This is a genomic window from Pedobacter sp. SYSU D00535, from assembly GCF_017355855.1.
GTDB lineage: Bacteria > Bacteroidota > Bacteroidia > Sphingobacteriales > Sphingobacteriaceae > Desertivirga.
This window is the reverse complement of the sequence record NZ_JAFEWD010000003.1, coordinates 256,467-270,849: the sequence shown is the minus strand read 5'-3', so window position 1 is coordinate 270,849 and position 14,383 is coordinate 256,467. Positions and strand designations below refer to the sequence as shown.

Below are 14,383 nucleotides of genomic sequence, written 5' to 3'. Positions count from 1 at the left end.
GTCTCGCTACAACCTTAGTACACACCTTGCTGCACAACGCTAATCCCCTCCGAGCTTCCGAGAGACAAAACTCACATAACTTCTTCGCTTTTTTAACAAAAACAGGGGTACTACCTTACATAAAGCGTCTATGGACGTCTTGCTCTTTACAAAAACCGATTCTTCGCTGAATATTTTGCCCGGATACAAGAAGAGGCTGGAATCTCAACGATCCAGCCTCTTAAAGAAAAATAGAGGTTTCTCAGCTAGTTTTTCCGCTATTTGAGAGCGTTACTGCAAGCTATTTGCCTAATTATTCCCACTTAAATCTACTTATTTCCTGCACCGCCAGTAACGATTGTTTTCACGTTGGAGCCGGCATCAAGGGTATAAGAATAAGGAATACTGAAGGTAGTGGAAGAGTTTGGCGCCCAGGTAGGAACTGGTGAGTTAACAAAGGTATTGCCGCTGTTCCATTTTATACGATAAGTTGATCCATTGCTGTAGTCAGCCCATGGGCGTCCCTGATTTTCGAAATAGTTGCTTTCCAAAAATATATCCGCTTCGTATCCTACTCCTACCGTGTAGTTGTCTGAGTTAGAACCATAGAAGTTGTTGTAGCAGTGCACCTTTCCGAAGCGCACACGAGGCTGACGCTCTACCACGCCCACATCGTACCAATTATGGTGCATCGTTACGCGCAGTTTGCCTCTGTCGCCTGTTGCTGAATCGCTGTTACCAATCAGGTTACAGAATTTGTGGCTTGTCTGACTAACATAGCGGAACCGGCACCAGGATACTGTGACGTTGTCTGACGCTCTTACCACATCCAGCATCCCGTCGGCACAGTCGGTGAAAGTACATTTCGTCACAAAAACTTTGGTACTTCCGGATATCTCAAGACCATCTCCGGTTCCCACTCCCGAAGGATTCGTAATGTTGAGGTTCTGGATGATGACATTAGTTTTGCCACTGACCCTCAGGTTGCCCTTAATTCCGGCAGTTGCAGTTGCACCGATAATGGTTTTGTTTGAATTGATCAGCACGCTGGTGCTTCCGAGATCAATGTTGCCCGATACGGTTATGATCTGTGCTGTGCTTGATTCAGCGGCGGATTTAAAAGCAGCAGCCGTGCTAACAGTAGTGGATGTGCCCCCCGCACCACCTGTAGTACCTGTAGCGAAACCGTCGGCGGTAGCTACTGTAAAGGCAGAAACAGATCCTGAGGCAAGTTTCGAACTGATAGAAGCCTCGTCCGCTTCAGCCACCTGCTCACTTTTGGAGCAGCTGAAAAAGACAATCGAAAGTAGAATTACTAAGGCATGTAGTGAGATGGATTTTCTTCGTTTCATTTTTTTTAGTTTAAATGTTTACAATTGGAATTGCTGAGAAACGTATGAAGAATAATTAGTTAGCAAGGGGTCATTGAGACATGTGGATGCCCGGCTCGGAAGGATCCGGTGGGTACAATGGAAGGAGTCGTACCGGCGACGCTTTTCCTTCAGAAACATTGGGCCTAAGTGCAGAATACTGATTCACAGAAGCACGCAAAATTGCCGCAGATTCCGATAGCGATTTCATATCTCTGGTTATAAAATTGGTTAGTTAGCCGAGCGCTTGTTGTGTCGCAATCTGTAAAAAGACTACGCATTAATAACTTCGATATGAGGAAGTTGTTGGGAAAATTCTACGCAATCGATCCCGCAAACGATGCCGTAATGGAAGTGGACTCGCTTTTCAGCTGCAGCGACTTATTTGCGGAGGCTTGCATGGAGTGCAAAAAAAAACGATCTCGGAAGATCCTTGATTTATCTATGTCTCAGCACAGTCTCTCCCAGAGGGCTCTACCTTGCAGCAGGCCAATCCTCTTCCCAATCTGAACCTCCCGCTAAGACTTACCAGAGCAAGTTGCAGTTTGTTATTCCTGTTCTTAGCGAGGCGCTAAGCCGAATTGAAGTTTTGCCGTAATTATATAGGTACGAATTAAGAAGGGGGCCTTCCGCCCCCTTCTTAGAAAAACGCCTAGACTTCCTTAACTGTGGTATTGCCGGGTATATCTTTAGCAATAACAGTAATGGTCCCGGTAGCGTAACCGGGGTTATCGGTTTTGGCGATATATACCCAATCGTTCATGCTTTCCGAAAGCGCAGCAGGTCCCTGCTCAATCAGCGCACCGGCTTCGTCTTTTAATTGCACAGTGACACTCTCCACCTGAAAATCATCCATTACCCGCATACTTATTTCATCTCCCGTTTTTCCGGAGTAAGCTTCTGTATAAATGCTCTTGATCTCAGGCGCTTTGCAGAAGTCGCTAACCGCAAGGTTGTAGGCGGACGTATAGCGAGAGGCTTTTGCCTGATATACTTCCTTTCTTGCAGGATCATTGCAAACTGCTTTGGCGTAAGCTACTGCCATACGGAATTTCTCTTTTACCAATTCCTGTCCTTCAGAGTCTGGCACTTCCTTTTTCCTGGGTCGTTTAGCGATGAAGGTTTTGCCGCCTCTCTGGCGAAATACGAGCATATTGCCGATGCGGCCTGTTGCTCCCTGTACTAAGTCGTTGTTTACTGATTCCATTGATTTAAAATTTAATGTTCATACTCTGTTTCGCATTCTCTATTTACCGGTAAGCAATGCTTGAAACAAACATAAAGTCGGTTTTTGTAAAGTTCTAATAATGAGTAGCATATCGACTGCAAACGACCGACATCGGGAGAATTTTACCGATTTTGACCGCTTATTACCGGGACTGATATGGAGAGGCGCTAATGCCCGAACTTATTCCTCCGTCGGAGGTCCGTCCAAAGCCCGTCCAAGCTCCGCCGGGGGAAGAGTGGGTGATGAAGGGAGCTTTGCAGGGTGTTTTGAAGATAGGCGAGTGATGGTAGGTAGCAGATTTTTTCAAAAAAAAAAGCCCCGGGATTTCCGAGGCTCGAACTGAAGTGTTTCCTAGGTTTTTCGACTGACTAAAAAGGGGTAAGACTTCAGGTAGGGAAAAAGCTTTTCAACAGGAATGCCAAGGAATTCGCTGGCATGGTAAACTGTAAGCTGCTGATGTGGCGCGAGCTTGAAAAATTCGCGCATTTGTTGCAGCACTTTTCTGCATGCTTTTTCTCCTTTACCGCTGATTGTCATTAGGTCCATTGTGTAGAAAAAGAGTCTTGTAACTGTTGTGCTCATAGTTTTAATTTTTTTCTTTAAAATTAAATATGAAACCAAGCCTTGTCACCTTGAATTTGCATTTTTAACAGTTTCAAAAATGCTGTTTTAGTCGCGTTGAGAATTTCGAAAGAGCTGAAGAACGAGCTTTATGAAAATGGCAAAGGGTGTTGAAGGGGTATTAACAATTTGATAATCAGGAAAATTGCAGAAAATGGGGAATTTGACGCACAATTCGTTAAAATTCTGCGTGAAAAGAAGGTGGGTAGGTTTCTGACTAGTCTTGCCCGTTACGAAAAACCCAATTCCAATTCAGCCTTGATTTATCTCCCCGGAAGAAGGAAAATCGCACAAACAAACCTTTTTTTTATTTTAGTGCCTGCTTGACCCTATATCATGAAAATTCTTCTTTCATTCGCCGTACTGGCTCTCCTGCTTTCGTCCTGTATTGGTACCAAACGATATCACCGATATCTTAGCGAAGGCTACAAAACCAGTTCCGGTATTCCAGCGGCCAATTCAGCCAATCTCAGTATTAAGCAGAATCCGCAAATTGTAGATACCGAGCTATCCACCAAGAATAAAAAGTCGCAGTTTATTCCAGCTATCATTCTTTGGCAATGGGAAAAGTCCATTTCCTGCAGCCTTGCAGAAAAGCACCAGGCCAATAAGGTGGAATCCTATTTACGCGCTTATGCCGATACTTTGCAGCTGGAGCAAAGCCTGAAGGGCCGGCAACTTGAAATTACAATTGAAAGCGCTCCGGCGAACTTCACCTATACCAGCAAAGGACATGTCCTGTTTCTTTTCCTGGCTTATGCAACCAGCGTTTCCGAAAGTATTAGTCCCGAGTATAGCGATCTGAGGCTTTCGTACAAACTTCTTACCGACAACCAGATCAGTAAACAAGGCGAAATTACGGTGCTCGACAAAAATGAAGCGGTGGCAAACAGATGGAAATCCACCAGGAAGTTTAGTCGGTACTATCTAGATCGATACGAAAACAACGTAAAGGCAATGAGCAAAGACGCGATTGTGAAGCTGGCGAAGGAGATTTGAGAAGAAGGTTGTCGGGTATCAGCCGACACGTCTTTCGCAGAACATTTTGAATCGAACAGTACAAGTGTCAAAAAACACATGAGACAGCAAGGGTGGCAGCTAAGCGTCCACTCTTCATAGTTCCCGCCCGAACGGGGATTTGGCAAATACCCAGTTACGACCCCTACGGATTAACCTAGCGGGGTGCCTAGAAGCGCCCCGCCCCAAATGAGCCTGCACTTGAGAACTGAACGTAATCCGAATTGGAAGATATGTTGAAAAGTTGCTGCTTTAGCAACAGTAAAAGAGCAAGGATTTTAAAGATATTAGCACTATCAAAGATCTGCTATGAATAAATACAAAAATCCCCTTTACTGCGACGGTTGTGGGGAGATTATACTCGATCCGAAAGAAGCAATCGTTGAATATTTTGATCGCGGCGAGGATCTTTTCGACTTCAAGATCGTTCACAACTTCTCCTCCTCTCCTCGGCAACTGATTAAGGGTGGCTGTTTAATTAATAGCAGCCATTCGAACACTCTGGACCTTCGAGACTTCGTGGGCCAACAGCGAGAAAAAACAATATCAGAGCTAGAGGGAGCGCAAGCGGACGAAATCGACAAATTGCTAGCACGAATAGATGAGGCAGGGATCAAATCTAAAAGTTGCTAGCCTTAGCCCCGATAAGAGTTACTATAACTGATAGCATCTTGTTAATTCCTCACCTTTGCGAGACCAAACGGCTTCAATCTGTCGCCAGTGTTATAACAATGAAAAGATCACTCGTCCTTTTGATCATTGATATATACAGAGAAGTAAACGTCGAAAAACTGATATATGCTTAACATAAAAATAACGATCACGAGTATAAAGCAAATAAACGCAATTCCATTGAGGACATCTTGAATAACACTGTGGGAAAACGCTACTATATTGAGAGTTGGAGCATACTTACATATAGAAGCAATGAGAAATAATATTGCGGCAATTACAAACTCAACACCCATCTGCGCTACCGTTTTACTCTTGTCTTGATCCCTACTTTCCAGACTTCTGGACCAAGAGAAGCAGACATTCCCCAGCGCTACAAACATTAGAAAACCAACATTTGATATCTTAATTGTCTCTTCGTTCTGGTCTATAAGCGCCACAAAAGCTACAATTAATATTACAATTGGCACAAAGATCACAAACAGACGAGCTACTAGTTTGATGATTAATATCGAAAGCCAATTGGCTACTGAGATTAGAGTTCTTTTCACAATAATTTTTATTTAAAAATATTACCTCTATGCCAATCCAAATTCTCCAACGACGGATAATACCTCGACCCAAACGGCAAACGCATCTTCCGGCCTTCCAACTGCTTCAAGCTATAGGGATGGTTATCATTCTCGGCAACATGGGAAGAAACAATAATCCGGTAAGAGTTATCAATGGAAACCAGCCCACGATCAAAAGCACGATGCAGGTTCGGACAGAGCGCAATGCCGTTATTCACCTTATCATCATGACTGATGCTAAAAGGCACAATATGGCAAGCGTCTATGAAGTTATGGCCGAAGGTAGATTCGAGTCGCATCCCTGTGAAGCTGCAGGTGGAGTCATATACTTTTGGTACCAGCTTTTTAAACAGGCCGCCTCTTACAAAGACATCTTCTTCTGTTTCTATTTTGATGGTTCGATACTCGGCTTCCGGCTCGTTTAACAGATAGCTTTCCATGTCATGAATGTAGCCTTCGCCCTTCTGCTTGCTCTGGATATAATGCTGCTTAGTATCTGGGAAATAGGTATCTAACAAAACAGATTTAATAACATTCCGGGATACCGGATCAGTTAGAAGAAGATAGAGTGTTTCTGAGAAGTATGCATATTCCAATACTTCCGACAGTCGCGTTACACTCTTAATATGTGCATTGATCTGACAACCCAGCTTCGCCTGAAGAAACCAGATTTGCTGGCCTTCTACCTTCTCGCTTTGCAGGTAGTAGAAGGGCTGGGTAAAATCAGACTGGTGCAGCGTGTTTACCAGTAAGCGCCAGTTCTCCTGAAATGCCGCTACCAGATCTGTGTTTACATACACCCTGTTTTCTGTTACCAGTCCTTTTTCAATTAGCTCAATGATAGAAATTAGGAGAACAGGTTTATGAGGAGCCCTTCCGTAGACAGTATTTGCACGGTTGAGACGGGTGAATTTGGTGAGGTGTTTATTTAGGGTGCTTAACGGACTCATCTACTAGAGCTAAAGTAGTGGATAAAGGTTCGAGTTGCAACTAGAAACCAGCACACGTAGGAAGTTAGACGAGCAAGAGTCATCTACCTGCTTTAAAATATCAATCCCATTCTTTGCGAGAACGCTAAAACCTAAGCAGTTAGTAGAATTGAATTAGTAACTTTGGAATGCAAGAATTAAACATGCAGGAGCCGTTGAAAGATACCAATCTAAGTATTGCCGAAGAAGTAAAAAATGTAACTGGTTTTATTTTGGAACACAAAGTTGCGACAAAATTGGAAGCGTTAAAATGGAACGTTATTCATAATCGTTACTACCTTGACGATTTTCAACCATTGCAGAGAGAGATGGATCTCGTTGCTTATAAAATGGAATACGTCGATAATATTCGTGTATTTACAACCCTCCTAATTTCATGCAAAAAAAGCACCTTCAAAGATTGGATATTTTTGACCAGAAATGCTAAAGGGATGAAGTCTAATGTAAAAAGCATGCCGTTCGTTTATTGGTCCAATGTTAGACCCCTCAACTTCCAATTTGACTCAAAAAAAGGTCAGGATATTATACTAGGAAAAAACGATGCTTTCAAAACTCTAAAGAAGCTATATGACTATAAAGATACAGTGTTCGCGTTTAGAGAATACGATCGCCAGAAAACGAAAAATCGGTTAGAGAATGACACTGCTATATTTGATAGCATTATTACGCTCCTAAAGTCGCAAGCCTACGAACTTGACACTCTTCCCGTCCGGAGAGAAGGGGTCTCATGTTATTACAATTTCAACCTCCTAACGATAGCGGATGTAGAAAAATTTCTCGAATTGAAGTGTAACGATGAGGAGATTACGGAGAAAGAAATTTCTCGAATTAATTACATCAATAGATTTATCATTGCCAAGAAGGAACATCACGCTCGCATAGAATTCATAAAGTATGCTAAGCTTGACAATGCTCTCCAGGACTACGAACATCTTCACTCCCTCAACAAAAAAATTGTCGCCGACCTTTACAACGACTTTTTTGCCGTCCAATTCAGGAAGTCCTATTCGGCGCGTTCAATAATAATTCAAGAATTTGGCTCAAAACTCCTAAACTCACTCAGGTGGGCATGTTATGATAAAGCGGAATATACGTCAGAAGATTTTAAGACGCTTTATTTATCGTATAACGAAGAAACAGCAATTTTAGAGATTGCATGTACCGAATCTCAGAATTTAACGAATTTTCTAAATTCAGATCCAAGGGTAAATAAAGAGACATCAGAATGGCTCTTACTTTATTGCAAGTACACGGAACAATTCGTCTTCCAAGTTGATCTACTCCCGTTCTAATGCTTAGTGCGTCGACTTCAAAGCTGAGATACCCGACGCAACCGATGAGGATGAAACCGAGTGGGTTTAATATAAAGAATGGTATTTCAACGTCCTACCCCACCGCCAGCTTCCCGCTCTCCTTCCACAGATAAGCCGGCATAGGTTCATTTAATTTCCATTCTATATTCATCGGCTTGGAGCCGCTTGATTTCATAAAGTTTGCATCTCCTAAAAACACATAGGACATCGTGTTTCCATACTCATCGTCGTTCTGTTCCCTTACAAAAAGCAGGATGGTTTTATTCAGCTGCTGATGTTTGAGATAGGACTGCCCTTTCGATGATTCAGGCGAAGTAGCGTTTTGAGATTGCCAATGAAAGAGGTATTCGTTGATGGCATAGTCATCGTAAAGGGTAGTCGGAGAATACTCTTTTTCTGATTTCTTTAGGGTAATGAATAAGGCTTCTACATTGAGCTCTTTGTTTAATGCTACTCCCTCGCGGTTGGAGGAGGCTTTTTCAAAAGTATGCAGTCCTAATGCTGTAAGGATCTGGTCACGGTTATAGCGGCTGTGTAGTTTCAGAGGGCTCGGAAAGGGAAGTTCGATATCGTTCTCCACGAAATCAATTTGATCGATCAGGTAATCCACCAGCTCTTCCACTTCAGAAATCATTACCGGGTTGCTTCTTAGCACGGAAAGGCTTTCAGTCACATTTCTATATCCTAGCTTGGTTCCTGCCTCCCGCCAAACGTCATAGTGAAGCATCAGGAGCAGTACTTCTTCCTCTGCTGTTGGCTTTGCTATTTGCCAATCTTCCTTTATTAGGCGCTTAATGAAATTCAGATAGCTGTAGGAATTGCAGGAGAGCAATCGCGTCATAAATCTCGTCAGTTCCTTTTCTTGTGGCTCAACAAAGTCTGCTAAAATACCTGCCGCAGCCAGCAATCTCTTCCAACTTCCCTTTTTATAGAGCAGAGGTAATTCCAGATGATTGAATTCCAGAAAGTTCTTTAGCGTTAAGGGAAGGGTGGAATTGAGCGGAAATCTTCTGATCTTAGCAATGAGCTGGTTCCTGTTAAAGCCTATGGCCTCTCTGATATTTCGCAGAATCACTTCCTTAGCTTTTTTCTCAAGTATTATTGAGCAGCCTAAAGGCAGATGCGGAAACTCGTCTTCTATTTCTTTCTCTATGGAAGTGTGAGTTTTGCCTACTAATGCTCGGAATTTATGTTCGAAGTCGTACTGGGCGTTTGCATTACCTACAAAATCGAGCACGGTCAAACACTCTTTAGCATCAGCTAAGCGGAGTCCTCGACCCAGCTGCTGCAGAAAAATAGTCAAACTCTCTGTCGGGCGAAGAAAGAGAACGGTATCAATTTCAGGGATGTCTACCCCCTCATTGAAAATATCCACCACGAAAAGGTAGTTGATTTCCTTGTTCCTTAGGCGTTGCCGCACGCCATCCCGGTCGCCAGGACTATTGCTGGTCAAATATTCAGCTTTCAAACCTGCCAGAACAAACTTCTCGGCCATGTACTGCGCATGCGCCTGACTAACGCAGAATCCCAGAGCCCGAACTTCATGCAGATCTGTTAAATACTTGTCGCAGTTCTCCAACACTTCGCCTACCCTTCTGTCTTCCGCAGTATAGAGTTTTGTCAATTCGTTGATATCGTAGCGACCGTTTCTCCAGGCTATTTGGCTCAGGTCAACCGAGTCAGAAACAGCGAAATATTGAAAAGGAGAAAGCAACTTCCGGTTAATTGCTTCCGGCAATCTGATCTCTGCAGCGATCGTGTTGCAGAAATCCTTCACGATGTCTTCGCCATCCATCCGTTCGGGAGTGGCAGTTAATCCTAAAAGAACTTTTGGAGTAAAGCGATCGAAAATAAAGCGGTAGCTGGTTGCAGGAGCGTGGTGAACTTCGTCAATGATAATGAAATCATAAAAATCAGGACTAAGCTTCAGATCTACCATACGGTTTCGCAGCGTCTGTACCGAGGCGAAAACGTACTCTAAATTACTTGGTTCAATGCCATCAACCCATAACTCTCCAAAGTTCGCGTTGCGTAGGACGTGTCTGAACGTTTCCTGTGCCTGTTGCAGAATCTCTTTCCGGTGAGTAATAAAAAGCAGTCTGGCCCGCTCCTTCTGGCTCTTGAACCTTTTATAGTCGAAAGCAGAAATAACAGTCTTTCCCGTTCCGGTTGCTGCGACTACCAAATTCTTATATCGTTTATGTACAATTCGCTCGGATTCGAGCTTAGCAATATTTCCTCCTGATAAGGAAATGGCTTCAGATCGAAAAAGGCCGTAAGGCCGGAACGTTCTTGGAATCTCTGCGTTTTTAATGCCCTGCTTAGCTTTTCGGCGTCCCTACCTGTTCGGTAATATTCGAATTCTTTGTCCTCCCAATATGTCTCAAAGGTCTTTTTGAACTTATCAATGATATGATTGATCTCCCTCGTGGTTACTTTTAAGTTCCACTCCAAACCGTTGGTTAAGGCAGAACGGGAAATGTTTGAGGAACCGATATAGCCAGTATGAAAGCCTGTGTTCCTTAGAAACAAGTAAGCTTTCGCGTGCAGTCGCTCATGATCTCCATTATAGGAAACCTTTATTTCTGTGTTCTTAAGACCCGAAAGAAATTCAACGGCTTTCAGATCGGTTGCTCCCATATAGGAAGTGGTGATGATCTTTAACCTCCGTCCGCTGTTTGTAAACTCTTCGAGCTCTTCTTTAAATATCCGGATGCCTGAGTATTTGATAAAAGAGACGAGCCAGTAGATTTCATCCGCAGATAGAATTTCCTTCCTGATTTCGCTTTCCAGGGAGATCCCCACGTTGTTGCCTGTAAAAAGCTCGCTTTGAGATAAACGGGTGTAAGGGGTTATCTGCTTCAGACGCTCCCCAAAGTTGGTGTAAGGGGAATCTAGCTTTGAAAACACAGCCTGCAAAACCTCCCCGCTTTTCAGGAGATTGTTTGAGATGTCCAGTTTAGGAAGTTCATCAATCAATACCTGGATGATCTTATTGGATAACTCTACCTGTTTCAGCAAGCTGTCGTCGCCCTTCAGTTCACTTAAAGCAAAACGAATTGTTTCGGACAGATACTGGCTTAGATAACGGGCAGCCTCTTCCTTGTCAAGAACGGTAGTTTTAACAAAGAATTCTTCATCTGAAATCGTCTGAAGCTTGTTGTAAAAAAGTTTATTAATCAATTGCTCGTATAAGCCGAGCTCGGTCTTCATCATACAGGACTGAGAGTACTAAGGTTTCCATACCCTCCCTATTCCAAATGTAATTGAATATTTCAATAGATGATAAGGGCGAATAAAAATTTGCGGGAAGTTAGATTGCTATCCCGATCTAGAACGGCTGCTCGATAGTGAGCGGGAGAAAGTAGAGATCCTGAGAGGTGAGGCTTTTCTCCTCAACTATCCCAGCATTTCCCTAATCCTTCGTTCCGCCTCTGTTTTAGTTATTCCCGCATAATAATCCTGCACAAAGGGATGTTCGCAGGACTCATGAGGATCACCTCAGGTCGCAAACATTTGTGCGTGTCCTCAGCTGTCGCGAGCATGTAAATAGTTTGCTAGTTAGAGTTTGTAACTCGAACACCTTATTTGTAATACAAAGCGAACTTGCTATTATTGTTAGATGATCAGAATTATTGCCGAAATTCTTCGACTGAACATTTATTTAAAACTGTCATTTATGCTTCGAGTATTCCACTTCGCCATGTTGCGAACCAATACCGGGGAAAAGTAGCAACCCTGAATATTAATAATCGACAGACAAAATGTGCAGGACATATAGAACAATTGGTTCACTTACTGCTTTGAAATCACATTTAGAAGAAAGCAATATTCGTGAGTTCAAGTCCTTGAAGGAAGTGATTAGTTTTCGAGGGGCGTATCCAACTTTGCGACAACAATTGATTGCTGAACATGAAGAACTTATCGAGCAGGAGAAAAGTATACTGAATGCACATTTGCCGCAGTTAGACCTCACAATAGAGACAAAGAAACACCAAGAGGAACAAAGATTGACGAATGAAATTGCTCAACTGAAACAGCAATTAACCCATCTAACATATGGCGACTCAACAAATTTATTTCAGAGACTGCAAAAGAATCTAAAGCAATGGATTTACAAAAGACAAGTCTTTGAGAAAGAACGAAATTTTGATAAAAAGGTAGCGAAATCAATTAGCGAACTTGTTGAGCTTAGTAAAGCAAAGAAGCATCGGTTGCAATTCATTACCTCGCAGTTTGATACAGCTGTTGAAGAAAGTGCTAGATCATCTTTGTGGGAAATCGACAGAAAAAAATCAGTTATTGAAGAAGCAAGCAATCTCATTTATGGAGCCTTGGGGGAGCAAATGGTCGTTAAAACATTGGAAGCTCTTCCAGACGAGTATTTTTTAATTAATGATTTTGCAGTTTCTTTCTCACCTGCCATTTACGATCGCCAGGAGAATGACTATATCAAATCAGTTCAAATTGACCATTTACTTGTAGCACGATCAGGTATATTTCTAATCGAAACCAAAAATTGGAGCGACAAATCGATAGCAAACTTAGGTTTACGTTCACCAGTAGAGCAAATCAAGAGAACTAGTTTTGTTTTATTTAAATTACTTAACAATGAAATAAGCAACCATCATTTAGGGTTGGATAAGCATCATTGGGGTGAAAAAAGGATATCGATTAAAAGCCTCATTGTTTTGACTAATACAAAACCGAAAGAAGAGTTTCAATACGTGAAAGTTTTAAGTGTCGGCGAACTCCTTGGCTATGTAAAGTATTTCAAACCAATTTTTACAGGAGTTGAAACACAACGAATTGCAGAGTTCTTGTTAAGAATTGCTGACGAAAAGACTATCGAAACAAAATGATAGTAATTCCCAGTCCGGTTTAAGTACACCTGCTGCTCTTCGGAATTTGTAATTCCGAAGCTCCTATCGTGGGTCCTGTGAACCGATTAGAACGGTTAGTCAAATTTTATTACAATGAATCTGGATTGAAAATCCAGCGATACGGCTTCGAGATTGCGAATCTCGAAGAGCGGGTATCATTAGGTTTTGTCCCCCACTCACCGCCCTAAACCCCTGACTTACCGAATAGTTCCCTCCGCTGGCCTATTCGCTTGCCGTTAAATCACACTCTCCAACCTACCTTTGAATCTGAACTAACACCTGCTCTCATGACTAAAATCATTACACTCCTCGGCTTCCTGCTCATCAGCTGCGGCTTCGCTCAGGCACAGATACAAACAGAACAAATCCAGGCTCTTATTGATAGAGAGGTGGCGAACAAAAGGGCAAAGAGCATCATCGTAGGCATTGTTGACAGTAGCGGGCGGCACATCATCAGCGCTGGAAGGCTTAGCGATACAGACGGGCGAAAACCAGATGGCAACACCATGTACGAGATCGGCTCTATTACCAAGGTTTTTGCAGGGTTACTGCTGGCGGATCTGAGTCTGGAAAACCAAGTTCAGCTGGACGATCCGGTTTCCAAGTTCGTTCCTTCTTATGTTAGGGTCCCCGCTATGAATGGGAAGCAGATTACGCTCCGGCATTTGGTTAGCCACCGGGCCGGCTTCCCCCGTAATCCTGTCAATGTAGATCCTGGGAATTTAGACAACCCCTTTGCCGACTATACCCCGGAACTCTTGTACGAGTATATCTCGAACTTTACCCCTACCCGGGAAGCCAATGCAAGGTTTCAGTACTCCAACAGCGGATTTTGCCTGCTGGGGGAGGTCGTGACCAAAGTTTCCGGAAAGGACTTCGAAACACTCACCAAAGAAAGAATTAATGCTGCATTGGGAATGGACCGCACGGTATATAAATTAACCCCTCAGCTCCGAGAGAATCTTGCGCCGCCTCATCTGCCCAATGGCGCTCGAAGCAGCGAATGGGATATTCAGCTGGTGGCAGGGGGAGGTTTGCGTTCCTGCGCGAATGATCTGCTAACTTTTGCTGCTGCCAATGCAGGACTGGTCCAAACCCGTCTTCAGCCCGCTATAGAACTCTCCCATCTGCCGCAGGCAAAAAAAGAAGGCAAAGAATTTATGGCGATGGGCTGGACGCTGTATAATCAAAACGGTGAAAACATCGTGTACAAAGACGGAAGCACGGGCGGTTATTACAGCTTTATTGGCGTGGATAAGGTTAGAAAAAGAGGGATCATCATTCTCTCTAACACCAGCAACAGCGTGACGGATCTGGGCAAACATCTGCTGGATTCGAGATCACCAGTGGAAACCTACACCTACACCTGGGCGGTTTACGATACCGTTTATTCCACTGTTAAAAAACGGGGCGCCAAGAAAGCGATCAGCCTGTACCAGGAACTAAAAGCGCAGCAGCACCCTCGCTTTAGCTTCGACGAGCAGCAGCTGTTGTATGTGGGCAATGAGTTGCGTCGACAAAACAAGATCAAAGAGGCCATCCAGATCTACCAGTACAACCTGCAAGAGTATCCCAAGTCGGTAAACACCTATGATCAGCTTGCGGAAACCTACAAACGACAGGGCAATAAGAAAATGGCGATCGAGACATTCGAAAAGCTGGCGGCGATGGATGACAACCTCCGATGGAAATGGATGCTGGCGAAGCTAAAAGCGGAGTGAGGTTGTTCTTTGGAATTT

General features: G+C 43.4%; 13 protein-coding genes. 6 read left to right on the top strand and 7 right to left on the bottom strand.

All coding sequences use genetic code 11. The annotated features are described in order from the left end of the window. Window positions 1–308: 308 nt before the first annotated feature. Both J4N23_RS09185 and J4N23_RS09180 read right to left on the bottom strand, forming a co-directional pair. Window positions 309–1,331: a polysaccharide lyase family 1 protein gene (locus tag J4N23_RS09185; protein WP_207426667.1), complete on the bottom strand. Its 1,023-nt coding sequence runs from the start codon at window positions 1,329–1,331 to the stop codon at window positions 309–311. A gap of 670 nt (window positions 1,332–2,001) precedes the next feature. Beyond that, the gene (locus tag J4N23_RS09180; protein WP_207426666.1) at window positions 2,002–2,556 is read right to left on the bottom strand and encodes a hypothetical protein; all 555 of its coding nucleotides are present in this window, start codon (window positions 2,554–2,556) and stop codon (window positions 2,002–2,004) included. Between the two features lie 100 nt (window positions 2,557–2,656). Here J4N23_RS09180 and J4N23_RS09175 point away from each other — a divergent pair, with 100 nt between their 5' ends. Further along, the gene (locus J4N23_RS09175; protein ID WP_207426665.1) at window positions 2,657–2,920 is read left to right on the top strand and encodes a hypothetical protein; all 264 of its coding nucleotides are present in this window, start codon (window positions 2,657–2,659) and stop codon (window positions 2,918–2,920) included. 8 nt (window positions 2,921–2,928) lie between these two features. Here J4N23_RS09175 and J4N23_RS09170 read toward each other — a convergent pair whose 3' ends face one another. Next, window positions 2,929–3,159: a hypothetical protein gene (locus tag J4N23_RS09170; RefSeq protein ID WP_207426664.1), complete on the bottom strand. Its 231-nt coding sequence runs from the start codon at window positions 3,157–3,159 to the stop codon at window positions 2,929–2,931. A 375-nt stretch (window positions 3,160–3,534) separates the two neighbouring features. On the opposite strand from J4N23_RS09170, the gene J4N23_RS09165 reads away from it, so the two are divergent. After that, complete coding sequence (locus tag J4N23_RS09165; RefSeq protein ID WP_207426663.1) at window positions 3,535–4,197, top strand: hypothetical protein; 663 nt, start codon at window positions 3,535–3,537, stop codon at window positions 4,195–4,197. A 327-nt stretch (window positions 4,198–4,524) separates the two neighbouring features. Further along, entirely contained in the window at window positions 4,525–4,848 is a 324-nt protein-coding gene (locus J4N23_RS09160; protein ID WP_207426662.1) for a hypothetical protein, read from the top strand. A gap of 107 nt (window positions 4,849–4,955) precedes the next feature. Here the strand turns inward: J4N23_RS09160 and J4N23_RS09155 are convergent, their stop codons facing one another. Both J4N23_RS09155 and J4N23_RS09150 read right to left on the bottom strand, forming a co-directional pair. Further along, on the bottom strand, window positions 4,956–5,438 hold the full coding sequence (locus J4N23_RS09155) for a hypothetical protein (RefSeq protein WP_207426661.1): 483 nt from the start codon (window positions 5,436–5,438) through the stop codon (window positions 4,956–4,958). 8 nt (window positions 5,439–5,446) lie between these two features. Next, a complete protein-coding gene (locus J4N23_RS09150; RefSeq protein ID WP_207426660.1) occupies window positions 5,447–6,409 on the bottom strand; it encodes an HNH endonuclease in 963 nt (320 codons plus the stop codon). Window positions 6,410–6,576: 167 nt separating this feature from the next. Between J4N23_RS09150 and J4N23_RS09145 the strand changes: the two genes are divergently transcribed. Continuing rightward, a complete protein-coding gene (locus J4N23_RS09145; RefSeq protein ID WP_207426659.1) occupies window positions 6,577–7,740 on the top strand; it encodes a hypothetical protein in 1,164 nt (387 codons plus the stop codon). A 94-nt stretch (window positions 7,741–7,834) separates the two neighbouring features. On the opposite strand, the gene J4N23_RS09140 is transcribed toward J4N23_RS09145, so the two are convergent. Then, window positions 7,835–9,946, bottom strand: coding sequence for a DUF3427 domain-containing protein (locus J4N23_RS09140; protein WP_207426658.1), 2,112 nt, complete (start codon window positions 9,944–9,946; stop codon window positions 7,835–7,837). After that, entirely contained in the window at window positions 9,940–10,977 is a 1,038-nt protein-coding gene (locus J4N23_RS09135; RefSeq protein ID WP_207426657.1) for a phospholipase D-like domain-containing protein, read from the bottom strand. Before J4N23_RS09135 ends, J4N23_RS09140 begins: the two co-directional genes overlap by 7 nt. A gap of 587 nt (window positions 10,978–11,564) precedes the next feature. Here J4N23_RS09135 and J4N23_RS09130 point away from each other — a divergent pair. Together J4N23_RS09130 and J4N23_RS09125 are read left to right on the top strand one after the other, a co-directional pair. After that, window positions 11,565–12,623 carry a nuclease-related domain-containing protein gene (locus tag J4N23_RS09130; protein WP_207426656.1) on the top strand — a complete coding sequence of 353 codons (1,059 nt, stop codon included), beginning with the start codon at window positions 11,565–11,567 and terminating at the stop codon, window positions 12,621–12,623. Window positions 12,624–12,931: 308 nt separating this feature from the next. Continuing rightward, window positions 12,932–14,365, top strand: a complete 1,434-nt coding sequence (locus J4N23_RS09125; protein ID WP_207426655.1) for a serine hydrolase — start codon at window positions 12,932–12,934, stop codon at window positions 14,363–14,365. The last annotated feature ends 18 nt before the right edge of the window (window positions 14,366–14,383 follow it).

Bases quoted from the DNA above. Each gene is read 5' to 3' on its own strand.
- J4N23_RS09175 (WP_207426665.1), top strand. From the start codon at position 2,657: ATGAGTAGCATATCGACTGCAAACGACCGACATCGGGAGAATTTTACC.
- J4N23_RS09165 (WP_207426663.1), top strand. From the start codon at position 3,535: ATGAAAATTCTTCTTTCATTCGCCGTACTGGCTCTCCTGCTTTCGTCC.
- J4N23_RS09145 (WP_207426659.1), top strand. From the start codon at position 6,577: ATGCAAGAATTAAACATGCAGGAGCCGTTGAAAGATACCAATCTAAGT.
- J4N23_RS09135 (WP_207426657.1), bottom strand. From the start codon at position 10,977: ATGATGAAGACCGAGCTCGGCTTATACGAGCAATTGATTAATAAACTT.
- J4N23_RS09180 (WP_207426666.1), bottom strand. From the start codon at position 2,556: ATGGAATCAGTAAACAACGACTTAGTACAGGGAGCAACAGGCCGCATC.
- J4N23_RS09170 (WP_207426664.1), bottom strand. From the start codon at position 3,159: ATGAGCACAACAGTTACAAGACTCTTTTTCTACACAATGGACCTAATG.
- J4N23_RS09185 (WP_207426667.1), bottom strand. From the start codon at position 1,331: ATGAAACGAAGAAAATCCATCTCACTACATGCCTTAGTAATTCTACTT.
- J4N23_RS09125 (WP_207426655.1), top strand. From the start codon at position 12,932: ATGACTAAAATCATTACACTCCTCGGCTTCCTGCTCATCAGCTGCGGC.
- J4N23_RS09150 (WP_207426660.1), bottom strand. From the start codon at position 6,409: ATGAGTCCGTTAAGCACCCTAAATAAACACCTCACCAAATTCACCCGT.
- J4N23_RS09160 (WP_207426662.1), top strand. From the start codon at position 4,525: ATGAATAAATACAAAAATCCCCTTTACTGCGACGGTTGTGGGGAGATT.